Consider the following 26,426-nt stretch of genomic DNA (forward strand, 5'->3'; position numbering starts at 1 on the left):
TCATCTATGAAGCATACACAGCTTGGTGAATTTGAAGAATTGGTCCTGCTTGTAGTCGGCTCACTTCATGACAATGCCTACAGTATTTCAATCAAAGCAGAGCTAAAAGAAAAAACCAAAAGAAACCCCAGCATCGGGGCATTGCACTCCGCTCTCAATAGATTGGAGAAGAAAGGATTTATTACGTCGCATGAAGGTGGAGCCACTGCAGAGAGAGGTGGAAGAAGAAAACGATTCTATCAAATCACCGCATTTGGCAGAAAAGCTCTAGATCAATCGTATGAATTAAGATCTTCATTGTATCACACGCTACCCAAAATAAGTTATGCAGGGAAGTGACAATGTAAAGTCTGGGATTCCCCCCAAGTGGCCGGACAAATTCCTCAGTTGGTTTTGTCATGAAGATCACCTGGAAATACTAAGAGGAGATGTGTATGAGCTTTATAAAGAGCGCCTCGAAACCATGAGTAAATGGAAAGTAGATATACTCTTCTTAATTGACATAGTCGGACTTTGTCGACCATTTGCATTTAAAAAGAAAAGTCAAAATTCAACTCAAATAGCCATGTTCAAAAACTACTTTAAAGTCACTTATAGAAACTTCATCAAACAAAAAGTTTATTCGGCACTCAACATCAGCGGATTGGCAATAGGGCTGGCATGTACCATTCTGATATTCATCTATATTAATGATGAGCTTAGTTACGATAAATTTCATTCTAAATCTGATCGTATTTATCGGGTTCTGGAAAAATTTGAGAGTGAAGGAGTAGGTGAACACTCAGCCAGCCTTCCCTTCCCAACTGGACCGGCATTAAAAAATGATTTTAGCAGACAAGTCGAACATTCGGTACGGTTTTTCAATTTCCAATCACCTTCACTAGCGCTCGCCAATAAAGCAGCAGACAAAGGCTTTAACGAATCAAATATCTTTTTTGCAGACTCTACATTTTTCAATGTTTTCGATTTTGAATTATTAGCAGGAGATAAAGAAACCGCCTTGAACGAGCCAAACTCTATTTTAATTACTCGCTCAATGGCAAAAAAATATTTTATCGGTGAAGATCCTATGGGTAAAACTCTTGAATTTCAAGGGAATCAGAATCTAATGGTTACAGGAGTTCTTGAGGACGTTCCAAAAAATGCTCATTTCACAATTGACTTTATTGTGTCTTTTTCCAGCCTTAAAACAAACTTCGGAGGAGGATATCCTACTACCTGGTATTGGAATCCATGCTGGACCTATATTGTCTTGGAGGAAAACACAAGAGCAGAAGATTTAGCTGGACTTTTTCCAGATTTTGTGCAAAAGTACTTCCCGGATTTCATCAAAGATGATATTGAACTTCAGCTTCAGCCAATAGAAGATATCCATCTTAAAAGTAAGTTGGATTATGAAATTGCAGCTAATAGCGACATTAAAAATGTCTATATATTTGGTCTTGTTGCAGTATTTGTTCTTATCATAGCAGCTATCAATTTCATCAATCTAAGCACTGCCAGGGCAAACAAAAGAGCTAAGGAAGTAGGTGTTCGAAAATCTTTGGGTAGTGATAAAGCCCAGCTGATTAAGCAATTCATTTTCGAGTCAGTCTTATTAACATTCACCGCTCTAATTATCGGAGTGCTTATTGTCATGCTCATCCTCCCAGCCTTCAATGTACTGACGGAAAAATCAGTACCTATTTCTATACTCCTAGAACCCACATTCTTTTTTGGAATTATAGGATCGGGCTTGGCTATAGGGCTGCTTTCTGGCTTCTATCCTGCTTTCGTTCTATCGTCATTCAAAACTGTATCGGTTTTGAAAGGCAGTCACCTTAAGACCAGTGGTATGAATTTCAGAAAGATATTGGTGACTTCCCAATTTGTCATTTCTATCATGCTGATCATAGGTACCTTCATTGTATTGAGACAACTCAATTTTCTGCAAAACCAGGAATCAGGTTTTGATGATGAAAACATCGTAATGGTCCCGGTGATCCAATCACCAATGGGCAATCATTATGAAAATTTTAAAACATCTGCTTTACAGAGTCCGCACATTATTTCAATGACGGCAGTTGAAGAAATAGTTGGTTCAAAGTTCCAGGTTGGAAACTATCAGTTTGAAGGCATGGAACAATCCAAACCTTTCCCACGATTCAATGTGAGGCATGATTTTATTGCAACAATGAATATTCCTATCGCTGCAGGGCGTGCATATGATCAAACCATTCAAACTGACGACTCATTAGCACTCATAATCAATGAAACAATGGTTGAGACAATGGGCTGGAAAAGTTCCGAAGAAGCCATCGGTAAACGATTCAACTATCGTGGAGAAATGAAAGGAAGAGTCGTTGGAGTAGTAGAAGATTACAACTTTGCTTCTAAGCACTACCCGATCGCACCATTGGTCATTACTTTGAATAGCCATCCGGGAGCATTTAATCTATTCATAAAATACGTTGCAGTAAAAATTGAGGGAAACCAGATGCAAGATGCAATTACGGATCTGGAAAAGGCGTGGGTATCAGTACTTCCTGAACGACCATTTGATTTCTTCTTTCTTGATGATCGCATTAACGACTCATACAAGACGGAGCAAAAACTCAGCGATATCACACTTATTTTTTCTGGATTGGCAATACTAGTAGCCTGTCTTGGTCTGTTTGGACTTGCTACCTTTAGTGTGGAACAGCGCACAAAAGAGATCGGAGTCAGGAAGGTGTTGGGGATTAACACTTCGCAGATTATGGTGCTACTTTCCAGAGAGTTTATGCTTCTAATCGGTATAGCCTTTTTGGTCGCTATTCCTCTTTCATACTATTCATTGAATCAATGGCTTGAGGGGTTTGCTTTTAGAATTGATATTCAAGTTTGGCCGTTCATCATCGCTGGAATTCTAACCTTTTTGATTTCGTCAATCACTGTTGCTTATCATGCGCTCAAGGCCTCATACATTAATCCTGTGGATACGCTAAAATGCGAGTAACTAATAATCGGTTTTGATGGTTTTGTTTAATGGCAAGCCAAGCTGGTACTTGATGCTTTCATCTTTGGTTTCGTCTGTCACATCCAATCCATATTTTATTTTAAGTGGATTATCATACACGTAAGTTCCAAAGATCCGATCCCAAAGGGAGAAGATATTCCCGAAGTTGGTATCCGTCCATGGACGCTCGAAATGATGGTGAAACTTGTGGACATTTGGCGTGATGAATATATAGCTCAGCGGCTTGTCCAGCCAGTTCGGTAATGAAATATTGGCGTGAGAAGTGTAGGTAAAGAAAACGGTGCAAATTCGGTAGAACACATAGAATGATACAGGAATTCCGAAAATTATTACCGTTGCAATAGCAAAACACTCTCGCAGCAGATAGTCACCCGGATGGTGTCTTGTGCCGGTAGTTGCGTCTACTTTGGTATCACTATGATGTACCATGTGAAATTTCCACATCCACTTGACACGATGTAGCATATAGTGCACCACATATTGAGCGATAAAATCTAATGCCATCACAGCTAGTAGGAGCTCCACTATAAACGGAAGATCTACTAGTTGAAGGAGTCCAATATTAGATTCACTAATCCAAAAGAAAACCCCGACAGTGGCTAATCCAACCATCACATTGATAATTAATGAAAAGGAGAAAAACACCAAGTTGATGCCATCATGTCTCCATTTTTTGTAGTTGTGATGGACTAATGGAATGGCTGCTTCTAATATCCATACAAAAAGCAAACATGCTATCACCCACATTAATTTTTGAATTGCAGGTAAATCCTCAAAAATTCCAACAAAGTCCTCCATACTAGTAAAAATACACTAAGCACTTTTTGTTTGAAAATTCAGGTTCACATAGATTTTAATTGTTGTGATGGCATGAAAGCAATCATCTTAACCCTATTCATTGTGATGTGTTCAACGCTAATAGCACAAACTCCTGGTCAAGTAATAGATACAGTAGCATCTGAGCACGATAAAAGTCAATCGTATGCAGTATATCTACCATCAAACTATACTGCAGATAAAAAATGGCCCATTATATACTTTTTTGAGCCCGCTGCAAGGGGCTCTCTGCCAGTTGTACTTTATGCTAAAGTTGCCGAGGAGCTCGGATACATACTTGCTTGTACTCATAACTCGAGAAACGGCAGCTACGACAATAGCTTTAAGGCGGCAGATGCACTTTTTTTAGATACAGAAAAAAGGCTTTCGATAGATTTCGATAGGGTAATCCTAAGTGGCTTTTCCGGTGGCTCGAGATTGGCCTTATCAATAGCAGTTATTTCAAAGGCGGCATATGGAGTAATTGGTGTGGGGGCCGCACAACCTGCCGTACCTGCATATATGGTCTTAAAGAAAAAAGATTTCAAATACGCTGGGTTGGTTGGGGCTCGTGACATGAATTATCTGGAGCATAAAATTTTTCAATCTCAAATGAATACTCTGGAGATGGATAATTTGTTGCTCATTAGCAATTTCACCCATAAATGGGCAGATCCAATTGACTTGCGAATTGCACTGCTATGGATGGAGGGCGATTCGATAAAATTTCAAGAAGCTGTAAAAGCTAAAATAATTGCTGAACGTGATTCAATTCCGCTCTCCGATATTATTGCTCTGGATCAGTTACTCAAAAATGAAACTTTTGTCATCACTGATTCTAAGCAAGTAAAAAAAACATTGAAAGAAGAATCAAAAGTTATCAAAAGGGAACAACTTCTTAAAAAAATAATATCAGATTCAATAAACTCCGCTTTTGACCTTAGTAGTCTTAACAATCCAAGTATTAACTGGGTGACCAGACGAGCAGAAAAACTAAAAACTCAAAGAGCTAAATCCGAAAATATTCAGGAAAAAATGATGATAGATAGGTTGCTCAATTACATGAGTGCTGCATGCTATGAAACATCGCTTCAGATGAAATCTCAAGGATTTACTAAGAAAGCCCTTGTCGGAATTACAATTTGGGAATCTGTATCTGGATTCCCGATATATGGTCATTGGCTTAAAGCCAGGGTATTCGCAGTAGAAAGGGACACACCTCAAGCGCTGAAACATCTGGAAGCCGCTCTCAAATCGGGGAAAATTAAAAAGGAATCCGTGTTTCGAGAGCCTGATTTCGAGGGCCTGTATGAAGACCCTCGATTCAAGGAATTAATTGAAATGTATTACAACTAAAATTCGCAGTTTCCTGGAGTCCTTGGGAAAGGAATCACGTCTCTGATATTGGCCATTCCAGTAACAAATTGAATCATTCGTTCAAACCCTAAACCATACCCGCTATGTGGAACCGTACCAAATCTCCGGGTATCAAGATACCATGATAACTCTTCTTTTGGGATATTCATCTCATCCATACGTGTCTCGAGGTTATCCTGACGCTCCTCACGTTGCGATCCGCCGACTATTTCACCGATTCCAGGGAAAAGTACATCCATTGCCGCTACTGTCTTAAGGTCATCATTTTGACGCATGTAAAAAGCCTTGATACCTTTCGGATAGTTATAAAGAATAACAGGTTTTTTGAAATGCTTCTCTACAAGAAAGCGTTCGTGCTCAGACTGTAGGTCTGCTCCCCATTCTTCAATTAAAAACTGAAACTTCTTTTTCTGATTGGGTTTAGATCTTTTCAAAATCTCTATAGCATCTGTATAAGAGACTCGCTCAAAATCATTCTCAGAGACAAACTTTAGTCTTTCTAATAATGACATTTCACTTCTCAGATTCTGAGGCTTAGTCTTTTCCTCATCCTCCGCACGCTTGTTCAAAAACGCTAAATCGTCTTGACAGTTCTCGATCGCATGCTTTACCACATATCGGAGCATTTCCTCTGCCAGATCCATCGTATCATCCAAATCATAGAAAGCCATCTCAGGCTCTACCATCCAGAATTCAGCTAAATGCCTGGTCGTATTGCTATTTTCCGCTCTGAAGGTTGGCCCGAAGGTGTATATCTCTGAGACTGCCAAAGCTGCTAGTTCTCCTTCAAGTTGCCCCGATACAGTCAGATTAGTTTCCTTTTCAAAAAAATCTTGCTTGTAGTCTACTTCTCCATCTTCTGTTTTAGGGACATTGTTGAGGTCCAGCGTAGTAACTCTAAAAGTTTCCCCTGCTCCTTCAGCGTCAGAAGCTGTTAATATTGGTGTGTGTAAATTCAAGAAGCCTTTCTGATGAAAGAATGTATGAAGGGCATAAGCCATTTCATGTCTCACCCGTAAAATTGCTCCAAAGGTGTTTGTTCTTGGTCTTAGATGAGCAATCTCTCTCAGAAATTCAAGTGAATGTCTTTTTGGTTGTAACGGATATTCATCTGGGTGAGCCGCTCCCAACACTTCAATATTTTCTACCAGAAGCTCAACTGACTGACCTGCCCCTTGAGATTCTGTCAATTTTCCAAAAACAGAAATGCTCGCACCGGTAGTTACATTTCTTAAAATTTGTTCATCCACATTTGATACATCCAGAATCAATTGTAAATTGTTAATGGTAGAGCCATCATTCAACGCTACAAACGCAATATTTTTGCTTTCGCGCTTCGTTCGCACCCAACCTTTTACACAAAATTCTTCTCCCGATTTCCCATCGTTAAGAATTTGCCTGATTTTTGTTCTTCTAATTTTGTCCACCATCGTTAAATATTTGCGCCGCAAAAGTAACGAATGTGATATTTTTGACATATTAGGACTTAGAAAATGCAAAAACTCTCTCTAACACAATCGCTTCAACAAAAGCTGTCTCCACAACAGATTCAGTTTATTAAGCTCTTACAAGTGCCCACAGCTGAGCTGGAGGCGCGTGTAGAAGAAGAGTTGGAGGTCAACCCTGCGCTAGAAGAAGGCAAGGAAGAAAAGGAAGCTGATGAACAGTCAGAAGATTTTGATGACGAGTATGAGAGTGCTACCGAGGGTATTGAAGATTATCTTCAAGATGATTATGCAGGATATAAGATGCAGGGCGATGGGCGGAATCCTGATGAGGAGGACAAAGAATCACCTATTTCTGTTGGTAAGAGTCTGCATGAGCATTTAATTTCTCAACTAGGTTATTTAAAACTCGATGATAGGCAAAAAGTCCTTGGTCGTCAATTAATCGGAAGTATTGATTCTGATGGATATATCAGAAGGGAGCTTGAAGCTATAGTAAATGATCTTGCATTTTCTCAAGGAGTAGAAACTGATGAGGAAGAGCTTGAAGATCTTCTTTATAAAATTCAAAATTTTGATCCTGCGGGTATTGGAGCCAGAAATTTACAGGAATGTCTATCACTTCAGTTGGATCGAAAAGATGAGGATAGTGAGACCGTTCAAATTGCCAAACGAATAGTTGACTCATGTTTCAATGAATTTTCAAAAAAACACTACGATAAGATCGCGCGAAAGCTCAGTCTTGACGATGAGAACCTCCTAAGAGAAGCTATCTACCTCATTACCAAGTTAAATCCTAAACCAGGTGGAACTGGCGATGATGTAGCTAAGACTCAGTATGTTATACCAGACTTTATTTTGGTTAATAATGATGATAAGCTGGAACTTTCTTTAAACTCTCGCAACGCTCCACAGCTTAAGGTGAGTCGCTCATATTCCGAAATGCTTCAAACGTATGATAAGAGTAATAAAAAAGACAAAAAACTAAAAGAGACCGTTTCATTTATCAAGCAAAAACTTGACTCAGCAAAATGGTTTATTGATGCAATTCGTCAGCGGCAGCAAACTTTATTGAATACAATGCAAGCTATCATTGATTTTCAGTACGACTATTTTCTGGAAGGCGATGAGAGTAAGTTGAAGCCGATGATCTTGAAAGATATAGCTGAGCGAATCAACATGGATATTTCGACGGTATCACGTGTTGCAAGTAGCAAAGCTGTACAAACTGAGTTTGGTGTATTTCCTCTTAAATATTTCTTTTCTGAAGGAATCTCTACTGACTCTGGTGAGGATGTGAGCAGCCGTGAAGTAAAGAATAAACTTAAATCCTTCATTGACGAGGAAGATAAATCGAAACCTCTCTCGGATGAAAAACTTGAAAAAGCACTAAAGGAGTGTGGCTACAACATTGCAAGAAGAACTGTGGCAAAATATAGGGAGCAACTAAATATACCTGTGGCACGCCTCAGAAAAGAGCTTTGAGAGTACTAATGAAGATCGTTTCGGTGGCATTCCACCCGTTACTCATGGCCACATATTTGAGCTATGTTCTTTTTGTTAAGTCCCCTGAACTATTTCCGCGGGTGGTGCCTCAAGCTATTCCACAGTTCATTTTGGTGATCTTTATCACCACTTGTCTGATGCCCGCTTTGAGCATTTTTCTCCTTCGAACGTTCTCATTTATATCCAACCTGGAACTCACCAAGCGAAGCGAAAGAATAAGGCCTTTCATTTTTATTGCATTTTATTATGCTGCTTCCTCATACCTATTTGCTGATAAGTTAGAAATGGGTCCTGTTTTTATGGCAGTGATGATTGGTGTTTCAGCGCTGATTATTTTGCTGCTAATCATTACCACTTGGTTTAAAATAAGCATTCATACTGCAGCAATATGCAGTGGATTTGGTTTCGTAAGCGCGCTTACCATAACTATGGGTGTAAATATTGGCTGGTACTTTTACGCACTAATTATTGCTGCTGGTCTTACAGCCTCGAGTAGACTGTACTTAGGCTATCATAAACCACAAGAAGTATGGTCAGGAGCCATACTTGGGTTTGCATATAGCTTCCTGATCATATTGATAATTTTTTAGAATCCAGTCACGTTAATTCCGACTGTTGTCATTACAGGATTGAAACCATCCTCGAATGTATCTTTGAATACTGGCGAGACAAATCGCTTATAAAACACATGTACTCCTCTGAAGCCCAATCTAACTTGATACCCATACCTAAATGAATTGAGGTTGAATTTACCCGAAACTTTCTGTCGAACAGTTTCTCCATTATTGTCATATTTCCACTTGGTGTGTGCGTTGAGTCTAAGTCCAACAATACCTCCAATACCCAAAAACAGCCCCTCTCCATCTTCTGTACCCATTGGATGAAATCTGAATTCAACGGGAAAATCCAGATAAGTCGTAGCTAGCTTATTCTTATCATAGTTTTGCGTGTTGGGTCCTATAAAAACTGATTGCAATGTGTCATTTACCATTAAGTTGCTAAACAAGGTCGAAGAATCTCCAAGACTCATTTTTTCTAAACCGAAGCCTACGCCGTAGTTCAATGATAATTTACTGCTGAAAGCCTTTCGTTTAGTATAGTATAAAGCAATAGATTTTGATGACCATGTTCTTTTTTCTAGAGCACCAGGCATAGATGACCACACATTGAATCCAATGTCAACCATAAGCTCCCCTGGAATATCAGGTCGCTTCAACCCATCTTGTGCACTTGCACTTAATACTAAAATGGTAAGTAGTACTCCGTAAACGTATTTCATATTTTTTATCATGTTTCCTGCAAAGAAGAGGCTTTTTCAGTTTTTCCTTTCTTAATGAATGTTAAATGATTCAAAGCCTGAATAAGAAAAATTTCGGCAAAGATAGAATCATGGAGCAGTAACGAAAATTTTAAAGCATAATTGTTAGTTTTGCGCTCCCAACGGACTCGTAGCACAACTGGATAATGCACCTGGTTACGGCCCAGGAGATTGGGGGTTCGAATCCCTCCGAGTTCACTTTTAGAACATCAATTTGTTCATAACCCCTCATATTAAATGTATGAGGGGTTTTTTATTGCCCAACCTTCTCAAACTATCTAAGTATTTTCATATAATTGGTGACCAATTCGGTTACCTCTATAATGTCAAAATGAGGTATTTTGATGCTTTTGAGTATATTTATAAAGGGATATGAACCTTCAATCCCTACCGAAACGTTCAAAAAAGTTCAATTTTATTCAATTCAATTATGCAACATACATTCAGTCTCTTACTTCCTCTCCGGCTCACTTTATAATAATTGAGTACTTCCAGATTGAAGTGAAGCTCAGAAACGAACCTTGGCTTTATTGTTTTGAAGAAATGTATTTGTTGCTCCACTGTTTCAAGTGAAGCCTGAAAGTAAAGGTGTCTGAGTGTTTTGGTAAGATCCTGGCAAAGTGTGATTTTGAGTAAGCATCTATCGATAAGTGATTTATTACTATTGTCTATTTCCAATAATCGATGCACTAACTCACTGAGTAGGTCAAAAAAGGGTTCAAGGGTTTTTCAATGGTTAGTGTGATTAGCACTTCTTGCGCCCATCCCTGCAATCACAGCATTCACACAATGAAGTGATCCAACCTCATGTTCGATGTGGGTCTCACACCACGTACAAGCTATGAAAAATGTTTTAGTAGCTTAGTATTTGCCAAATAAACGAAAATTTAACCATGGCCTCAACTGGCGATCTTGATCCTTTATTTACTTATTTTGACCAATTCGGAAGATTATCCACCCAGGCGAGAAAAGAGATTGAGCCAATTGCCTCAGTAGTTCTAATCAAGAAGAATACAGACTTACAACCCATTGGTCACACCTGCAAGACCATCTACTTGGTGAAAAAGGGGGCAGCACGCATTCACTACTTCAAAGACGCCAATGATATCACGGAGAGCTTTGCTTTTGAAAATCATCTAATTGTGAGAGTGGAAAGTTTATTTACAGGACAGCCCAGTAAAAAGGCCATTCAAGCACTTGAGGATACAGAATTTATTGCGGTAAAAGCGCAACCATTATTCAATCTTTACGACCAGTTTCCAGAGATTGAACGGCTGTTTAGAAAAATATTCGAGGCAGCACATGTGGAGACCGTCCATAGATTGGAAAGTATTCAGTTTCACACCGCAGAGGAGCGCTATCACGACCTGTTGCGGGAAGCACCAGAGGTGGTACAACGGATCGCTATGAAGCACATTGCTTCTTACTTAGGTATCAACAGGGTGAGTCTAAGTCGAATTCGCGCGACCTTGATTTAGTAACATTTGTTAATCGTTTTTAATTTTTCACGGATCAGCTTTGCAGTAAAATCGACAACTATGCAAAGTATTTCAGTTACCGAATTAAGCAACCTTATTCATTCCGACACCAAGCTGATCATCATAGACGTCAGGTCGGTGCAAGAATTTGAAAAGGCTCATCTGCCAAATGCAAGGAATGTTCCATTACCTGAGCTTGAGGAAGAATTAAAGGTTTGGAAAGGAGACACTAAAATGATAACTGTCTGTACGAAAGGAGGTGGAAGGTCTTCAAAAGCGGCTAGCCTACTTAGAGATCATGGCTTCTCTTCAGCCTTTTTGGAAGGAGGAACAATTGCTTGGCTTGAATTGCAATCTGCTTGATCATGGAGTCATCCGCACAACTAGGTCTTAAGGAAAACTGGAAACAGTTTACGCTGCTGGTGCTTGTCAATGGGTTTGTTGGCGGCATGGTGGGCATGGAGCGCACGCTCTTGCCGCAAATCGCGGAGGCCGATTTTGGTATGGCAGCCAAGGCAGCCATTCTCTCCTTTATCATTGTATTCGGTATCACAAAGGCCACTACCAACTATTTCACGGGAGTCCTTTCTCATCGATTTGGAAGAAAAAACTTACTAATTGCTGGCTGGGTTATAGGTCTACCAGTTCCGTTTATACTCATTTACGCCCCCAGCTGGCCTTGGATCATTTTCGCTAATGTATTGCTAGGCATGAATCAGGGGCTTACCTGGTCCAGCACAGTAGTAATGAAAATCGATCTCGTAGGTGAGAAAAATCGAGGCTTGGCCATGGGGCTCAACGAATCAGCAGGGTATTTGGCGGTTGGGTTAGTGGCATTTCTCACTGGGTGGATTGGAGCAGAATATGGTTTACGCCCATATCCTTTTTACGTCGGCATTGCATTCGCTTTCGCTGGATTACTGACAAGCTGGCTATTTATCAAAGACACGGCACACCATGTTGATTTGGAATCAAAAAGCAGTGAGATCCCACTTTTGAAAAAGGTGTTTTGGGAAACGACCTGGGCGAATAAAAACCTCGGCTCGATCACGCAAGCGGGATTGGTCAACAATCTCAATGACGGCATGATCTGGGGGTTATTTCCCATACTGTTATTCGCCAAGGGATTTTCATTGACCGTCATAGGATTAATGGTGGCAGCCTATCCGATGGTATGGGGCATTGGACAACTCGTCACTGGTAAATTGGCGGATCACTACAATAAAAAAGGCCTCTTGTTTTGGGGGATGTTGTTTCAAGGGCTTGCTATTATCGGGTTCACCTATGCCAGTGATTTTGGGCAATTTCTAAGCTTGTCTATCTTATTAGGTATGGGTACAGCGATTGTTTATCCTACTTTTTTGGCAGCAATAGCAGATTACACCCACCCAAATCAGCGGCCAAAAAGCATCGGAACATTCCGGCTGTGGCGTGATCTTGGTTATGCCATTGGTGCGATGGTTTCTGGCGTCCTTGCGGATCAATTTGGTGTTGATGCGGCGATTTTAGCCATCGGACTAGTGACCCTTTTGTCTTCCCTGATTATAAAAATACGGATGGAATAATGTTAATGGAGTCAATTGGTCTATATCGAATGTGTTGGGCGAAACATGATGTTAATTAGATAACAGTGCTGTTTTAATTGACGGTTCTCTTATCAAGTTTGTCGGCCACAACAGACTCAAATCTTCGCCAAGTCTGAGTCCGGTAAAAGGGGCCGAAATAGCCTCGAACAATTAACTTATTGTTTCCTTCAAGCCAAAACCGTGAGCTGTATGTTTGTCCGTTCCCAGGATCAAGTATAGTTCCGCTTACCCATTGATCTTGTGATTTGATAAAACCATCCATGAAGCGCAGACCTACAATGGGTTTATTTTCCCATTTTCCATTACACTGCGTACAAAGTGGGTAATTTCCTTCATGCGGCAACAAATAAATTTCCCGGACATAGCCTTTGAGTTCTCCATTAACTACTCTCAATTCAACCATAGATTTTACTAAATCATAGGTGTCATCGATCGTATTCCAGAGACCTTCAATACCGGGTGAAGCATCTTTTTTCTTCCACGTTTGGGTTCGATAAAATAACCCTAATGGCCCACCAAATCCACGCACTTTAAGTGTCCCTCCAGATTCAAACCAAATTTTTCCATCATATACTTCGCCACTGGAGGGGTCCAAAATTTTTCCATCAGTCCATTCTCCTCCATCTTTTTTGAACCCGTTTAAAAATTCAATACCAATGATCTTAACTCCAGAAAGCTGTCCTTGACAATTAGAGCAAATGGGATCTGTTCCTTGGTTTGACTGAAGAAGTACACTATCTACTTGTCCGTACCAATGGTTGGTTTTATTGTCGAATTTAATTTCGACGATGGAAAGCGGTGTTCCAGAAGCTTCATCAAAGGTCATCCATTTCCCATAAGGTGACTGTGCCATAATCGCATTTGACATCAGGAGCATAATAATGGTCGTAAGAACTTTCCCCGTTTTTGATTCCTTCTTTCTTGAAGCAATCCTTTCGAAGTTCTTTTCGTAATCCGGGTGCTCCGTCTTAAACCATCTATCCCACCATGTAAAATAGAGCCCGAAATTATAGGTGAACTTCTCGTGATGAAGGTTGTGATGTGTGGTGGTTGTATGCCAGCCGATCCACTTATTCCGAGTGAATCCTATTGGGAATAATTCGAATCCTAAATGACCCCAAACATTTCGTACAATCATGTAAATCAGGAAAGTCAAAGCTGCAACAGAATGAATCGGGAGTACAAATAGCAGGATAGGAAAAACCAGTGCCTGTACTACCGCTTCAATGGGATGAAACGAATAGGCCGCCCAAGGGGAAGGATTTGTACTCTTGTGATGAACTAAGTGCACATACTTGAAGATTTTGGGGTGGTGCATCCATCGGTGAGTCCAATAGAAATACAAATCGTGGAACAAAATCATAACTGCGATACTAAAAAAAAGGTAAATCCAGCCGTAATCGCTGATCTCACCATACATCATGGTCCACCCGTTTTTGATAGAAGTAACTACTCCCACTCCAACTGCAGCAAAAATCAATACCGTACTCATTGAGTATTTAAACTCGTACAGTAGTTTTCTATTTGTTGGCCATTTACTTTGGATAAACTTATGACTTAGTTGCCGTTTGAATAGCTTCCAGAACAGAACAAAAGCAAGACTTGCCGTGATGAAGTACCGAAAAAAATCTATTGGCAGTATTTTCAAAAAGATGTTTACAAATTCATTGATTTCCATTTTGAGAATTTTGAGCTAATCTGGAGACAGATCAAGTCAAATTCTCTCTACTATTGACCAATGCTGGTCGATTTCGAAATTGGCTATAAATTTTTACTCAAGGTTCCTTTTTCTGAACTCTGTTGGAGTTAGCCCAGTAGCTCTTTTGAAGGCTCGGTTGAATGGGCCAATCGAATTGAAGCCAATATGGTAGGCAATTTCCAAAATGGTCAGGTCTGTTTTGTTTCGATCTTTAAGCATGTCACATGCCAGAGCGATCCGATAAGAATTGATAAAACCAATGAAATTTCGATAGCCTAGCTCTTGATTAATAACGCGCCGAACCTTGTATTCCTGAAGGCCTATTTCCTCGGAGAGCTTACCAATAGTGAGACTGTCTTTTTTAAAAAGTTCCAGATCAGACATGGATGATTGTATCTTCTCAACAATATCTGGATTCTTAATTTCAATGCTTTTTCGTGGAGCATCAAATAATGTGTTGCGAATATTAAAATTTAGTCCAATAAACAGGGTATTGAAAATCAGAATAGAAGTTCGCTGAACCAATCTGGGGACTTCCTGCTCCGTGGGACTCATTCCCAATTCCGAAACCACTGTTAGAATTACTATAATCCCAATAAAATAAGTAAAGTACTTCCTGAGCTTGATTCGCTTTTCGTCAAGATCAGATTTGCTTCCATGCTGAGCTTCAATGATGGCCAGGATAACAAAAAAAATGGATAGGGTGCGAAGGGCAAGCGCAGCAAGATCTGTGTAGTCGAATTGTCCAGCAAGATACAGTCCGTAATAAGTAGCGGCGGTGAGCAATACCAAAGTCCATTCTATCCATTTCGAAGGCTTCTGATCTCGAAACATTGATTTGGCCATGTACCAGAATGTAAAAGGTAGCATCAGCGGACCCAGAACGAGAAATTCAAACAGAGGTGTTTCCCAAACCCAGTCAATGATAAGATACAAAAACGCGCAAGCCACGAAAACCATGATGGCCATAGCGCCCTGAATTCTTTGCCTATTTCGAAAAATCAAAGCAATCGAAATCAACAAACTATAAGAAGCGAGCGCATTTATAATTAGGTACATGTCTTCCACTAAAGAAAGATACAAACCTTCTTCTTTCTCATGATAGATTTGTTGTGCTTCTCACTACCCAAATGATTGATAAGTCATTTTTTTATAACGAAAGAGTAAAAATTAAGTGTTTAAGTGAAAATGAAGTCAATTGGAAATAAATCTTAGGCTACCTATTCGGTTACCAAATTGAGCTGAACGTTTCTAACTAATTGATATTCGATTGTTAATAATGAAGGTTCATGTTCCTCCGAGTTCACGAAATATTTCTTAAAAATGCCTTTCTTGATTTCAGGAAGGGCATTTTTTTATCCCTATAAGCAGTGCATTCGATATAGAAAATGCCTCTTAGAGAGCTATACAGAAACACTGTAGTGCTACTTCCTCTGCTTTTGGTCTAGTTGATTCTTTTGATTACAAATTGATTTGATGTTCCTTTGTCATTCAATGCAGCGATATAAAAAGATAGCGGCCATTTCATTTTTGAGCATATTCAGTATGTACCTGCTGCATCAGGTAATGCCTCATGTTCACCATGATCATGAAACTGCTGAGCATATCACCGTTTCGCAATCAGAGCATTCACATGATGGAGATCACCACCACCATGATGAAGATGCCAATGAAGATTTCGACCTTTTGGGCTTTCTCTTCGGAACTCATGCGCACAGTGTTCAAGCTGATAATATACTAGTTGCTAAGAGCATCACTAAGCAGCAATCAACCATGAAAATAGTTGCGGTTGCGGCAACTGTTCAAACAGGGAGATTATCTAATAAGGTTAGGGATCAGGAAGAACAAATTTTCTGGCAAGATCCCCCAGACCCCACCAAAACTCCGTACTTATCATCGGGTTCTCTGAGAGGCCCACCTTCTCTAGGATAATCACCAAAGATGGACACCCATCTTGGATATGCGGATGTACATCCGTTGAATTATTGATTCATCCTAAATTTCATTTACATGTTTAAAAAAATAGTATTCGCTTGCTGCGTATACCTGTTGTCATTGGGAATAATAGCTCAAACTAATTTGACAGGCATTTTGCAGGAAGTTGAAAAAAATAATAAGGAGCTCCAGGCATTTACTTCATTGATGGAGAGCAAGGAGCTTGAATTGAAATCTGGAAATACGCTTCCTGACCCTCAACTTGGAGCCTATTATCTACCATTAGGTGAGCATAATACGGGAGATTACTCCGAGTTTCAGATAAGCCAGTCTTTCGAATTCCCTACGGTGTATAGAGCTCGAAATAGACTCATTGATTCTAAAGTGGCAAAGCTGAATCTAGACTATGCATTAAAGCGACAAGAGGTTTTATTGGCTGCTCAGAAATATGTTTATGACTTGATTGCTCTCAATAAGCGACTAAACATCGAACACCAACGAGTGGCTCAAGCCAAGACTCTTTTTGATCAGGTTCAGGAACTTTTTAGGTCTGAACAAGTCGGAATTCTGGAATTGAACAAGGCCAAAATAGCCTGGATGAAGGAGCAGTTCAAAGTCCAACAGTTGCAGAACGATCGACAAAATCAGTTGCTTTTATTGCAAAACCTAAATGGTGGCGAGCCTATCAATTTTTCTTCAACTGACTATGCGAATGATCTAGTATTAGCAGAAAAAGAAAGTCTGTGGCAGGAGATAAATGCTAATGACCCCAAACTACGAATGGTCAGCAACAAAGAGGAAGTGAGCAATTTGGAAGTAAGTCTATCCAAAAATAAGTCCCTTCCGAATCTGACAGCTGGATATAACTACCAAGGCATTGCGGGATCCAATTATTCCGGAATCTATGCTGGTATCTCTATCCCACTTTGGAGCAATCGGCACAAAGTGAAAGCTGCTCAATCAAAATTGGAGTACCAGCAATCATTTGGCGAATCCCAAACCATGATGGCGTATGCTGATTTTGAAAAGCGATACAATGAGTATCAGGTTTTGCTTGGCAAGTTTCAGGAATACAATAGCACGCTCAATGGATTGAATAGCGACAGCTTATTGCTGGAAGCATACAATCTGGGACAGATTTCCTTCATGGATTATTACGTCGAGCTTCAATTTTATCGGCAGGCGTTTGATGCAATGCTGGATATGGAAAAACAATTAAATCAGCTTCAGGCTGAACTTTTAAAACATCAATTATAAATCTCAAACATTACAATTATGAAAACTTCAAACATACTTTTTGCACTCGTTATTCTGCTTTCAGCAGCATGTAATACTAAAACATCGGGAGACGATCATGGCCATGAGCATGGTACTGAAGGTGGTCATTCACACGATGAAGCGACACACGATCATGCTGATCAAGAGGAATTTAAGGTAGATGGTGATGCTAGTGCTGAACTTGCATTGACTACAGAAGCCAAAATAGAAGCAATTGAAAATCAAAAAGGCCAGGTAGAAGTGACAGTGCCCGCTGGAAAAGGAGTGGAATACAAATTCTATCTAGATCAATATGAAAAGCTAATATATGAATGGTCAGCCAATGTTTCATTGCATTCTGACTTTCATGGTGAGCCTTTGGATTACGAACAGACTAAATACTTTGAAAGCTATGTGATCTCACGTGCAACCAAGATGAAAGGCACGGCTACCATGCCGTTTGCAGGTTCACATGGATGGTACTGGAAGAATAATTCGGCTAATGATGTAGTGGTTACACTCATCACAGAAGGAAAATACAAAGTAATTGGATTGAAGTAATAAACAACTAAAAAATGAGATTTTTAATTGTATTGATTGTACTGATTGCAATGTCCTGCAAGTCAGCAAATGAAGATGGACATGCTCATGCACCGGATGGCAGTCACGTTACTGAAGGTATTAAAACACCTACACTTAACGCCACTAACTGGACGGAGAAAACGGAGTTATTCGTAGAGTTTCCAGCTCTTGTTGTCGGAAGTTCGAGTCGCTTTGCAGCACACTTCACGTTTATGGAAAAGCACAAGCCTGTGCGTGAAGGAAGTGTAACGGTAAGTTTAATCAAGGGGGATAATGGAATTCGCCACACGATGGATGCACCATCCTCTCCTGGGATTTTCAGACCTGTACTGCATCCAAAAGAAGCAGGCATTTACCAGCTGATATTTGATTTAAAAACGCCAACACTTTCAGACAGAATTGTTATGAAGGATGTTCGGGTATTTGCTTCTATTGAGGAAGCCATAGAGGTATTAGGAGGTGAAGAGTCCGATGACGGTTCCATTACTTTCTTGAAAGAGCAAGCTTGGAAGATTGACTTTCAAACTGCTTTGGCTGAATTGGGTGAAGTCTACGAAATGATTCCAACTTCAGGCATTTGGAAAGTTTCATCTTCAGGTTATCAGACGCTTCCTGCTCCTGTGAGTGGTACGGTCACTTTTCTTGGCAATAGCCTCAATGAAGGGAGCAAGGTGAGGAAAGGACAAGTATTGATGACAGTGAGCAGTGCCAGTCTTACCTCCAACAATATGGATGCGCAGATAAAAATGGCTAAAGCCAATTTCGATCAGGCCAAGTCTGCATATGAACGTAAGCAGAAGCTGTACGAATCAAAGATTGTTTCCAAAGCGGAATTCGAGCAAGAAGAGCAAAAATACCTGGTTGCCAAATTAAAGTTCGAGACCCTGAGCGCGGGGTATGGTGCCAATGGCAAGCAGATCATTGTTCCGTTTGATGGCTATATCAAAGGTGTGGTTGTTAAAAATGGTGCATTTGTAGAAGAAGGTGTATCGTTATTGACCATTTCCAGCCATCAATCCAGTTTGTTGGAAGCGCAAGTCAGTTCGGCCAATGCATCAAAACTGAATAACATTTTCGATGTTTGGTATCAACCTAAAGAAGGAAAATGGTCTAGCTTAAATGCAACCGGAGGAAAAATTCTTTCGGTTGGAAAAGTAGTGAAAAGCGACAGACCTCTACTGTCCATCTATTCGCAGATTAACGATGCTGTAGAAATGCCGGAAGGTAGTTTCACAGAGGTGCAGATTTCTGTAGGAAAACCTAGAAAATCAACTGTGATTCCTACGTCCTCATTGCTAGAAGATTATGGAAGTTATTCAGTTATTGTGGAATTGTCTGGAGAGAGCTTCGAAAGAAGGCCGGTTACCATCGGTCGTAAAAACGGCAATTCGGTAGAAATAACATCTGGACTTGAAGTTGGAGAAATGGTGGTGAGCATAGGAGCCTATCAGGTAAAAATGGCGGCTATGTCAGGCGCCGTTCCAGCACATGGACACGATCATTAAATAAAGTAGCATGCTAAATAAAATATTATCAATATCGCTCCAAAATCGCCTGATGGTGCTTTTGGCAGCCATGCTACTGAGTGTCTCGGGGATTTATATAGCCCGAAACATGAATGTGGATGTATTTCCTGACCTCACAGCTCCAACAGTTACTATACTGACAGAAGCGCACGGAATGGAATCGGAAGAGGTGGAAAAATTGGTCACTTATCAATTGGAAACGGCCATGAATGGGTCTCCCAATGTACGGCGGATTCGTTCGTCATCTGCAGCGGGTATTTCCATTGTCTGGATTGAGTTTGAATGGGGAACGGATATTTACCGTGCTCGGCAAATTGTAAGTGAACGTATTCCTATGGTTCGTGAGAACCTACCCGATGGAGTGGGGACGCCAACTATGGCACCTATTTCATCCATTATGGGAGAAATCATGTTGCTAGCAGTCACCTCCGATAACTTATCACCGATGGAACTCAGAACCTTATCTGACTGGACGATCCGACCTAGAATTAAATCCATTGGAGGAATCGCCAATGTGATTGTAATAGGTGGAGACTACAAGCAGTATCAGGTTTTTGCACATCCCGAAAAACTGAAGTATTACAATGTCACGCTGGACGAACTCCTCAAAAAGGTGGAAGAGTCCAATATGAATGCACCCGGAGGAGTAATCAATCAGCATAGTAATCAATACCTTGTGAAAGGGAATGGACGCGCTAATACGGTCGAACATTTACAAGAGGCTGTATTGAAGCAAGTCAATCAACAGACGATCAAAATCAAAGATGTGGCCACTGTTCAGGTTGGTGCTGCTGACAAGATTGGAGACGCTTCGTTGAATGCATCTCCGGCAGTTATTTTGACCATTTCCAAGCAGCCGGATGTCAATACACTAGAATTAACAGAGAGTTTGGATGAAGCAATTGCTGAAATGCAAAAGACGCTTCCTGAGGGTGTGGGAATCAAAAGTCACATTTTCCGACAGGCCAATTTTATTGAGGCATCTATCGCTAATCTGAATCAGACACTTTTAGAAGGAGCATTTTTTGTAGTCATCGTCTTGATCATTTTCTTGATGAATTGGCGAACGACAGTTATCTCTTTGGTAGCAATTCCTATTTCATTGTTGGTTTCCATAATCGTGTTGAAGATGTTAGGTTATACGATCAATACGATGAGTTTGGGAGGAATGGCCATAGCCATTGGTGCATTGGTGGATGATGCGATTATTGACGTGGAGAATGTCTTTAAGCGCTTGCGTGAAAATATCCGTAAACCAAAAGAAGAACGATTGCCGATCCTTACGGTTGTGAAAGATGCGTCAGTGGAAATCAGAAGTTCCATCATTATTGCCACGCTGATTATCATTGTTTCGTTCATTCCGCTCTTTTTCCTTAGTGGAATGGAGGGTCGCTTATTGCAACCGCTAGGGATCGCATTTATCACCTCGGTTCTTACTTCACTGGTGGTGGCTGTTACAGTTACTCCTGTCCTATGTTCGTATCTACTAAAGAGTGACAAAGTGTTATCAAAGCAAGCGGATGGTACAAGAGTAGAAAGATGGCTACAAAAAGGCTACTCCAAAATGTTGGGGGGTGCACTTCGAGTACCAAAAATAGTCATCGGATTGACCATCGGAGCATTCTTGATTAGTTTGGTTTTCTTAACGCAGCTTGGCAGAAGTTTCTTGCCAGAATTTAATGAAGGCTCGTTAGTCATTAGTGTTGTCGGTCTACCAGGTATGTCACTGGAGGAAAGTAACAAAACGGGCACTCTGGTAGAAGAGCTACTACTTGAAATGCCGGAGGTAGAAGTGGTGACACGAAGAACGGGAAGAGCTGAACTTGACGAACATGCACAAGGTGTGAACGCTGCGGAGATTGACGTGCCATTTACGTTGACAGACAAAAGCAAGGAAGCATTCTTCGAAGAAGTTCGGAGCAAGCTGAGTGTGGTGCCGGGTGCAAATATCACCCTGGGACAGCCAATTGCACACCGGATTGATCACATGCTTTCGGGTACGCGAGCCAACATTGCCATTAAGGTGTTCGGTTCAGATTTGCAACGACTGTTTGAAATTGGTAAACAGATTGAAAACAATATCAAAAACATAGACGGAATTGCAGACGTGGCTGTGGATCAGCAAGTAGAAGTTCCGCAGTTGCGAATTACTCCTAAGAGACAAATGCTAGCTGCATACGGCATGACCGTTGGCAATTTGATGGAACAAGTGGACGTAGCATTTGCCGGCGAGAAAGCAGGGGAAATGTATGAAGGACAGAAATATTTTGACCTGATCGTCCGATTTCAGCCCGAATTCAGAAACAGTATTTCGGTGATTGAATCTGCTCTGATTAGTCTACCGAATGGTGGTCAAACTTCCCTTAATCAGTTGGCCTCTGTTTCTTCTGTCAGCACACCCAATACAATCAGCAGAGAAGATGTACAGCGTAAGATAGTTGTGGCGGCTAATGTTCAAGGACGGGATTTGAGAAGTGTGGTCAATGAAATACAAACAATCATCGAAAGTTCAGTTGAATTACCTGAAGGGTACCGGGTGGTTTACGGTGGGCAATTTGAAAGTGAAGCTAAGGCTTCTCAATTACTGCTGATCACAGCCGTACTTGCGATCTTGGTTATTTTCCTTTTGCTCTATTATGAGTTTCAGGATGTCAAACTCTCTTTCATCGTATTGATCAATCTTCCTCTAGCTCTGATTGGTGGGATTTTGATCGTTTATTTTACCTCTGGTATTATCAGTATTGCGGCCACTATCGGCTTTATCAGCTTGTTTGGTATCGCTACAAGGAACGGCATCTTGTTGGTGTCAAGATATGAGGATTTGAGGAAAGAAGGAAAGGCTGGTTTAGAACTGTTACAAGTGGGTGCATTGGATCGTTTGAATCCTATTTTAATGACAGCATTCACGACAGGACTTGCACTGATTCCGCTTGCTTTGAAGGGAGGAGAACCAGGTAATGAAATTCAAAGTCCGATGGCGGTAGTGATTCTTGGTGGTTTACTGTCAGCTACTTTGTTGAATTTGATTGTAATTCCTTGTGTTTATAGACTTATAAAGATGAATCGGATGTTTTGAAATATCGACAATCTCTGATTCACGAGGCTTTCATTTATAGCAAATAGCGCAAATGAAAGTAAATCTAGTTTCAGGTTATTGAATTTCGTATTGCAGGAAAGTAAAATTAGATAAGAGGGGATCTAAGGTATTTCGCTGCGAGTTCACTTAAGAGCATCAATTTCTTGATAACCCCTCGTATTAAATGTATGAGGGGCTTTCTTTTGTATCCCAAAGGAAATTAATTGCATATCTAGTTCTTATTTGTTGAGGGTTAGCAATAGCTCATCTAGCCTTTCCAATGTTGATGACAGGCCTTCTTTCATGCCCATGTTTATCACTGCTTCCAAATCTGCAAGTGAGTTATAGGTTACTGTAGTTTGTACTAGCGCATTGGCTCCTTTATCCGAAAAATGAACATGCCACTCTGCTTTAGGCAGGTCAGTATTTAGATTACCATCAGCGTCACTAAAGGCATCTAGCGTATCGTAAAAATCAATAGGTTTGATTTTGGTGTATTCGGTCCAGCCCCAATATTCCTTTCCTTCGGGATCAACCATCACATAATGCCAATGTCCTCCTTCGCTGAAGTCCATGGATTTGGTCTTAGTAGTGAATGGCTTGGGTGCAAACCATTGGTCGATCAGTTCACTTTTGGTGTAGCAATCCCATACCAAGTGCCGTTCTGCGGCAAACTCTCTTTTTACTGTTATGGTGTTTTTCTCCTTGTCTACAAGGAAGTCGAATTGTAGATTCATTTTTTTACTTCTTTTTCATTGTTGATAATAAGTTGTCCAGCTGACTGAAACGATCGTCCCAAATTTTCCGGAACTGTTCCAACCAATTGTCGATCTCTTTCATTTTATCATGGTTTATGTGATAGTGAATTTCCCTACCACTCTTTTCCTGCTTGAGCAGATCGCATTCACTTAAAATCCTGATGTGATTTGATACAGCCTGACGCGTAGTGTCGAAATGTTCAGCAATCGCATTAGGAGTTAATGCCTGAGCGGCAATCAATACCAATATTGCTCTTCTAGTGGGGTCTGCTATCGCATGAAATGGATCTCGTCTCATAATTATATGCAAGTAATCGCTTGCAAATATATACGCAAACAATCACTTGCGCAAAAAATATAAAAACAAACGCAATGCTACTGGGCTATCTGAGGTCGTGAGTTTAGCTTATTCAAAGTATCGATAAGGACAAATAGTCTCAATACCGGTTTCGGACTTATATGTAGTTGGTAAGTGCGATCCGTGAATTCCTTGGAGTTCACGGAGACTGGGCTTAATGCTGATCTTCTTTTAAGATACTAAGTGATTTACTTGAAGAAAGCTATCTGCAGCATTCCATTGGTCTTCAGAAAACTTGTGTTTAGAAGCACAGAGTCCCATAAAAGTATTTTGACCTATTCGCTTAAGTTTTACAATTGACTTTTCATCTTCATGAGAATAGAAGTCGGTAAATTTCGTGAGCGTATCAATGCCATGAATTTTGTCTAATGAAATTACTTGCTGCTCATATGTTGGGTTGCTTGAGCATTTATAGACGAAAGATCTATCCGTGGTATCCATGACAAAGACAAAGCCACCGGGCACCATTTTTTTTAGTGCGTTAATTATTTGATGTGTGTTAGATATAATCATAGCTGTAAAATCAAACTGTCCTACATGTGGTGGCTTATAAGCAGAATGATACAAATACTATCAAATGTACTATTTGATAAATAGTATAGCTAGCAGGAAAATACGACTCTTTTGATAGTCATTATAACTATCATTCAGGTCTCTATGAGTCCTAGATTCATGGCTTTTTTGATGAGTTCAGCCATGTTTTTTGCGTGAAGTTTTTTCATGATATTTCCTCTATGTGCCTCGACAGTTCTTTCGGATATAAATAGCTTATCGGCTATTTCCTGACTTTTCAACCCATTAGAAATATCGTTTAAAACCTCAATTTCTCGTTTTGTTAATTGAACGCTTTCTGCTTTTTTCTTCTCTCGCTTTATTTCTTTGTAGGAGTTGAGAGCAGTATCTATTACTTCTCTACTAAAAAACTTTCCTCCGCTCAAAACTTTCTCAATGGCTACTAAAATTTCGTCTGCCACACTGTCTTTCACCACATATCCAGCAATGTTGAAGTTTAAGCCTTCCATCACATATTCTTCATCTTTATACATACTTAAAATGATGATTTTTATGTCAGGATATTTTTCTCCAATTAGCTTAGAAGCTTCCAATCCTGTCATCTCTGGCATTGAAATGTCCATAAGTATGATATCCGGTATGTTCCCTTCATCTAATGATGTTATCGCTTTGTTTGCACGATCATACTCTCCAATGATTTCGATCGTCTGATCCATATCAATGATACTGCGAACTCCCTTTCTAACCAATTCATGGTCTTCAACGAGAAATAGTTTAGTCTTTTTCATATGGAATTTTTAAACTTATAAAGGTACCGGAGCCTTTCTTGGTATCAATATTACACTCTGCATTTAACACTTCAGCTCTAAATAGAATATTCTGCAAACCATGATGCGATGTATCGTCTTTGTAATCGCCTATTTCAAAGCCTTCTCCGTCATCTTCAACGGTCATCTGAATATGATCATCAAATCCGTATAACTGAATAGAAGCTGTGGATGAATTGGAATGCTTAATGATATTGGAAATATTTTCTTGCGAAATGCGATAAATATTGACTTTGAGTTTCATATCTAACTCGGGCAAATCCTCCGCGCGTAATTCAAATTTAATATTGGAACTTTTATTTGCTTGATCCACAATTTTCTTTAAACAAACATCAATAGGAAAATCGCTAAGTAATGTGGGAAGTAATCCATCGGTAACTTTTCTCATTTCATCAAGGAACTGATCTACCATATCTACTAAAACATCCTGTGTGTCTCCTTTCTTTACAGCCAACTTAATCATATTAGCTATTTGTCCTACGCCATCATGAAGGTCTCGTGCTATTCGTTCACGCTCCTTTTCTTGACCTTCAATGAATGAAAGTAATCGTCTGTTTTTAATATCTTCATTGGCTTCTCTTATTCTAACTCTTTCGGTGATGTCCTTGAAAAAGAAAAGTGTGTATTCTTCATCTAACGAAACATTGTGAGAATAAAAATCGCCATAAACACGATCTGAATCATCAAGTATCAACTCCACTTCAGTAGCTTCCTCCAACCCTACAATTTCTGGATATTTTTCACCATTTATATCGGTAAAGGTTAAGACTTCATTAATGTCTCTATCCATCAGTTGATCAAAGGAGCGGGAGGTGATTTGCTCTATTACTGTGTTGGTATATTTTATAATTCCACGAGAATCCAATAGAAATATAGCTTTATCAATGGAGTTAATAATGGCTTGGAAAAGCTCACTGTTTTCCTTTATTTTTTTTTCGGCCTGTGCTTTATACAAAGCCACATCAATGTTTGATAAAAGCTCTGCTTCATTAAATGGCTTAACTACATATCCATACGGTAAGCTAAACTTCGCTTTTTCGATGGTTGGTTCATCTGTTAAAGCCGTGAGAAAGATGATAGGAATGTCTAGATCTTGTTTTATTTCAAATGCAGCATCAATTCCGTCGGAGTTTGTCTCCATCATGATGTCCATGAGTATTAGGTTTGGAACCTCTTCGGAGGCAACTTTTACTGCCTCTTTTCCGGAGTATACAGATATGACCTCATGTCCCCCGGATTCAAGCGCGTGTTTGATGTGTTGGTTTACAATTAGCGAGTCTTCAGCGACTAAAATTTTTCCCATAGGTGCATTCGAATACTATCAATTTATAAGATTTTGTGAGATATTACAATTGAAAGTGCTCAGAAAGG

General features: G+C 40.0%; 23 protein-coding genes and 1 tRNA gene. 14 read left to right on the top strand and 10 right to left on the bottom strand.

All coding sequences use genetic code 11. The features are described from left to right. The first annotated feature begins 6 nt into the window (after positions 1–6). Entirely contained in the window at positions 7–339 is a 333-nt protein-coding gene (locus ABJG98_RS16950) for a helix-turn-helix transcriptional regulator (protein WP_348280735.1), read from the top strand. Continuing rightward, positions 326–2,977 carry an FtsX-like permease family protein gene (locus ABJG98_RS16955; RefSeq protein WP_348280736.1) on the top strand — a complete coding sequence of 884 codons (2,652 nt, stop codon included), beginning with the start codon at positions 326–328 and terminating at the stop codon, positions 2,975–2,977. The genes ABJG98_RS16950 and ABJG98_RS16955 overlap by 14 nt, the downstream gene beginning before the upstream one ends. Here ABJG98_RS16955 and ABJG98_RS16960 read toward each other — a convergent pair whose 3' ends face one another. Continuing rightward, positions 2,978–3,796, bottom strand: coding sequence for a sterol desaturase family protein (locus tag ABJG98_RS16960; protein ID WP_348280737.1), 819 nt, complete (start codon positions 3,794–3,796; stop codon positions 2,978–2,980). It lies immediately after the preceding gene. A 72-nt stretch (positions 3,797–3,868) separates the two neighbouring features. Here ABJG98_RS16960 and ABJG98_RS16965 point away from each other — a divergent pair, with 72 nt between their 5' ends. Further along, on the top strand, positions 3,869–5,170 hold the full coding sequence (locus tag ABJG98_RS16965) for a hypothetical protein (protein ID WP_348280738.1): 1,302 nt from the start codon (positions 3,869–3,871) through the stop codon (positions 5,168–5,170). Here ABJG98_RS16965 and asnS read toward each other — a convergent pair. Then, positions 5,167–6,618 (bottom strand): asparagine--tRNA ligase, encoded by a 1,452-nt coding sequence (asnS, locus tag ABJG98_RS16970; RefSeq protein WP_348281177.1) that lies wholly within the window; start codon positions 6,616–6,618, stop codon positions 5,167–5,169. The genes ABJG98_RS16965 and asnS overlap by 4 nt on opposite strands. A 66-nt stretch (positions 6,619–6,684) precedes the next feature. On the opposite strand from asnS, the gene rpoN reads away from it, so the two are divergent. Together rpoN and ABJG98_RS16980 are read left to right on the top strand one after the other, a co-directional pair. Next, positions 6,685–8,121: an RNA polymerase factor sigma-54 gene (gene rpoN, locus ABJG98_RS16975; RefSeq protein WP_348280739.1), complete on the top strand. Its 1,437-nt coding sequence runs from the start codon at positions 6,685–6,687 to the stop codon at positions 8,119–8,121. A gap of 8 nt (positions 8,122–8,129) precedes the next feature. Further along, complete coding sequence (locus ABJG98_RS16980) at positions 8,130–8,732, top strand: hypothetical protein (RefSeq protein WP_348280740.1); 603 nt, start codon at positions 8,130–8,132, stop codon at positions 8,730–8,732. Here the strand turns inward: ABJG98_RS16980 and ABJG98_RS16985 are convergent. Further along, positions 8,729–9,421, bottom strand: coding sequence for an outer membrane beta-barrel protein (locus ABJG98_RS16985; RefSeq protein ID WP_348280741.1), 693 nt, complete (start codon positions 9,419–9,421; stop codon positions 8,729–8,731). The two genes, ABJG98_RS16980 and ABJG98_RS16985, sit on opposite strands and share 4 nt — an antisense overlap. A 163-nt stretch (positions 9,422–9,584) precedes the next feature. On the opposite strand from ABJG98_RS16985, the gene ABJG98_RS16990 reads away from it, so the two are divergent. The 4 genes from ABJG98_RS16990 (at position 9,585) to ABJG98_RS17005 (ending at position 12,503) form a co-directional block, all read left to right on the top strand. Continuing rightward, a tRNA-Arg gene (locus ABJG98_RS16990) sits at positions 9,585–9,658 on the top strand. A gap of 695 nt (positions 9,659–10,353) precedes the next feature. Further along, entirely contained in the window at positions 10,354–10,938 is a 585-nt protein-coding gene (locus ABJG98_RS16995; RefSeq protein ID WP_348280742.1) for a Crp/Fnr family transcriptional regulator, read from the top strand. A gap of 60 nt (positions 10,939–10,998) precedes the next feature. Continuing rightward, positions 10,999–11,301 carry a rhodanese-like domain-containing protein gene (locus tag ABJG98_RS17000; protein ID WP_348280743.1) on the top strand — a complete coding sequence of 101 codons (303 nt, stop codon included), beginning with the start codon at positions 10,999–11,001 and terminating at the stop codon, positions 11,299–11,301. 2 nt (positions 11,302–11,303) lie between these two features. Further along, a complete protein-coding gene (locus ABJG98_RS17005) occupies positions 11,304–12,503 on the top strand; it encodes an MFS transporter (protein WP_348280744.1) in 1,200 nt (399 codons plus the stop codon). A 73-nt stretch (positions 12,504–12,576) separates the two neighbouring features. Here ABJG98_RS17005 and ABJG98_RS17010 read toward each other — a convergent pair whose 3' ends face one another. Together ABJG98_RS17010 and ABJG98_RS17015 are read right to left on the bottom strand one after the other, a co-directional pair. Further along, positions 12,577–14,202 (bottom strand): DUF2147 domain-containing protein, encoded by a 1,626-nt coding sequence (locus ABJG98_RS17010; RefSeq protein WP_348280745.1) that lies wholly within the window; start codon positions 14,200–14,202, stop codon positions 12,577–12,579. Positions 14,203–14,295: 93 nt separating this feature from the next. Next, the gene (locus ABJG98_RS17015; protein ID WP_348280746.1) at positions 14,296–15,282 is read right to left on the bottom strand and encodes a helix-turn-helix domain-containing protein; all 987 of its coding nucleotides are present in this window, start codon (positions 15,280–15,282) and stop codon (positions 14,296–14,298) included. A 435-nt stretch (positions 15,283–15,717) separates the two neighbouring features. Between ABJG98_RS17015 and ABJG98_RS17020 the strand changes: the two genes are divergently transcribed. The 5 genes from ABJG98_RS17020 (at position 15,718) to ABJG98_RS17040 (ending at position 22,599) form a co-directional block, all read left to right on the top strand. After that, positions 15,718–16,155, top strand: coding sequence for a hypothetical protein (locus ABJG98_RS17020; protein WP_348280747.1), 438 nt, complete (start codon positions 15,718–15,720; stop codon positions 16,153–16,155). A gap of 78 nt (positions 16,156–16,233) precedes the next feature. After that, positions 16,234–17,415, top strand: a complete 1,182-nt coding sequence (locus ABJG98_RS17025) for a TolC family protein (protein ID WP_348280748.1) — start codon at positions 16,234–16,236, stop codon at positions 17,413–17,415. Positions 17,416–17,433: 18 nt separating this feature from the next. After that, positions 17,434–17,976 carry a hypothetical protein gene (locus ABJG98_RS17030; protein ID WP_348280749.1) on the top strand — a complete coding sequence of 181 codons (543 nt, stop codon included), beginning with the start codon at positions 17,434–17,436 and terminating at the stop codon, positions 17,974–17,976. Positions 17,977–17,990: 14 nt separating this feature from the next. Then, the gene (locus ABJG98_RS17035) at positions 17,991–19,502 is read left to right on the top strand and encodes an efflux RND transporter periplasmic adaptor subunit (RefSeq protein WP_348280750.1); all 1,512 of its coding nucleotides are present in this window, start codon (positions 17,991–17,993) and stop codon (positions 19,500–19,502) included. A 10-nt stretch (positions 19,503–19,512) separates the two neighbouring features. After that, the gene (locus ABJG98_RS17040; RefSeq protein ID WP_348280751.1) at positions 19,513–22,599 is read left to right on the top strand and encodes an efflux RND transporter permease subunit; all 3,087 of its coding nucleotides are present in this window, start codon (positions 19,513–19,515) and stop codon (positions 22,597–22,599) included. A gap of 239 nt (positions 22,600–22,838) precedes the next feature. On the opposite strand, the gene ABJG98_RS17045 is transcribed toward ABJG98_RS17040, so the two are convergent. From ABJG98_RS17045 to ABJG98_RS17065, 5 genes are all read right to left on the bottom strand, one after another. Continuing rightward, a complete protein-coding gene (locus tag ABJG98_RS17045; RefSeq protein ID WP_348280752.1) occupies positions 22,839–23,336 on the bottom strand; it encodes an SRPBCC domain-containing protein in 498 nt (165 codons plus the stop codon). 4 nt (positions 23,337–23,340) lie between these two features. Then, on the bottom strand, positions 23,341–23,655 hold the full coding sequence (locus ABJG98_RS17050) for a metalloregulator ArsR/SmtB family transcription factor (RefSeq protein ID WP_348280753.1): 315 nt from the start codon (positions 23,653–23,655) through the stop codon (positions 23,341–23,343). 231 nt (positions 23,656–23,886) lie between these two features. Further along, the gene (locus ABJG98_RS17055; RefSeq protein ID WP_348280754.1) at positions 23,887–24,228 is read right to left on the bottom strand and encodes a hypothetical protein; all 342 of its coding nucleotides are present in this window, start codon (positions 24,226–24,228) and stop codon (positions 23,887–23,889) included. A 134-nt stretch (positions 24,229–24,362) separates the two neighbouring features. Further along, positions 24,363–25,016 (bottom strand): response regulator transcription factor, encoded by a 654-nt coding sequence (locus ABJG98_RS17060; protein ID WP_348280755.1) that lies wholly within the window; start codon positions 25,014–25,016, stop codon positions 24,363–24,365. Beyond that, positions 25,003–26,358, bottom strand: a complete 1,356-nt coding sequence (locus tag ABJG98_RS17065) for a response regulator (protein WP_348280756.1) — start codon at positions 26,356–26,358, stop codon at positions 25,003–25,005. Before ABJG98_RS17065 ends, ABJG98_RS17060 begins: the two co-directional genes overlap by 14 nt. Positions 26,359–26,426: the final 68 nt, after the last annotated feature.

The sequence above is a fragment of the Ekhidna sp. genome, from assembly GCF_039960695.1.
In the GTDB taxonomy this organism is placed as follows: Bacteria; Bacteroidota; Bacteroidia; order Cytophagales; family Cyclobacteriaceae; genus Ekhidna.

Bases quoted from the DNA above. Each gene is read 5' to 3' on its own strand.
- ABJG98_RS16950 (WP_348280735.1), top strand. From the start codon at position 7: ATGAAGCATACACAGCTTGGTGAATTTGAAGAATTGGTCCTGCTTGTA.
- ABJG98_RS16955 (WP_348280736.1), top strand. From the start codon at position 326: ATGCAGGGAAGTGACAATGTAAAGTCTGGGATTCCCCCCAAGTGGCCG.
- ABJG98_RS16960 (WP_348280737.1), bottom strand. From the start codon at position 3,796: ATGGAGGACTTTGTTGGAATTTTTGAGGATTTACCTGCAATTCAAAAA.
- ABJG98_RS16965 (WP_348280738.1), top strand. From the start codon at position 3,869: ATGAAAGCAATCATCTTAACCCTATTCATTGTGATGTGTTCAACGCTA.
- rpoN (WP_348280739.1), top strand. From the start codon at position 6,685: ATGCAAAAACTCTCTCTAACACAATCGCTTCAACAAAAGCTGTCTCCA.
- ABJG98_RS16980 (WP_348280740.1), top strand. From the start codon at position 8,130: ATGAAGATCGTTTCGGTGGCATTCCACCCGTTACTCATGGCCACATAT.
- ABJG98_RS16985 (WP_348280741.1), bottom strand. From the start codon at position 9,421: ATGAAATACGTTTACGGAGTACTACTTACCATTTTAGTATTAAGTGCA.
- ABJG98_RS16995 (WP_348280742.1), top strand. From the start codon at position 10,354: ATGGCCTCAACTGGCGATCTTGATCCTTTATTTACTTATTTTGACCAA.
- ABJG98_RS17000 (WP_348280743.1), top strand. From the start codon at position 10,999: ATGCAAAGTATTTCAGTTACCGAATTAAGCAACCTTATTCATTCCGAC.
- ABJG98_RS17005 (WP_348280744.1), top strand. From the start codon at position 11,304: ATGGAGTCATCCGCACAACTAGGTCTTAAGGAAAACTGGAAACAGTTT.
- ABJG98_RS17010 (WP_348280745.1), bottom strand. From the start codon at position 14,202: ATGGAAATCAATGAATTTGTAAACATCTTTTTGAAAATACTGCCAATA.
- ABJG98_RS17015 (WP_348280746.1), bottom strand. From the start codon at position 15,282: ATGTACCTAATTATAAATGCGCTCGCTTCTTATAGTTTGTTGATTTCG.
- ABJG98_RS17020 (WP_348280747.1), top strand. From the start codon at position 15,718: ATGCAGCGATATAAAAAGATAGCGGCCATTTCATTTTTGAGCATATTC.
- ABJG98_RS17025 (WP_348280748.1), top strand. From the start codon at position 16,234: ATGTTTAAAAAAATAGTATTCGCTTGCTGCGTATACCTGTTGTCATTG.
- ABJG98_RS17030 (WP_348280749.1), top strand. From the start codon at position 17,434: ATGAAAACTTCAAACATACTTTTTGCACTCGTTATTCTGCTTTCAGCA.
- ABJG98_RS17035 (WP_348280750.1), top strand. From the start codon at position 17,991: ATGAGATTTTTAATTGTATTGATTGTACTGATTGCAATGTCCTGCAAG.
- ABJG98_RS17040 (WP_348280751.1), top strand. From the start codon at position 19,513: ATGCTAAATAAAATATTATCAATATCGCTCCAAAATCGCCTGATGGTG.
- ABJG98_RS17045 (WP_348280752.1), bottom strand. From the start codon at position 23,336: ATGAATCTACAATTCGACTTCCTTGTAGACAAGGAGAAAAACACCATA.
- ABJG98_RS17050 (WP_348280753.1), bottom strand. From the start codon at position 23,655: ATGAGACGAGATCCATTTCATGCGATAGCAGACCCCACTAGAAGAGCA.
- ABJG98_RS17055 (WP_348280754.1), bottom strand. From the start codon at position 24,228: ATGATTATATCTAACACACATCAAATAATTAACGCACTAAAAAAAATG.
- ABJG98_RS17060 (WP_348280755.1), bottom strand. From the start codon at position 25,016: ATGAAAAAGACTAAACTATTTCTCGTTGAAGACCATGAATTGGTTAGA.
- ABJG98_RS17065 (WP_348280756.1), bottom strand. From the start codon at position 26,358: ATGGGAAAAATTTTAGTCGCTGAAGACTCGCTAATTGTAAACCAACAC.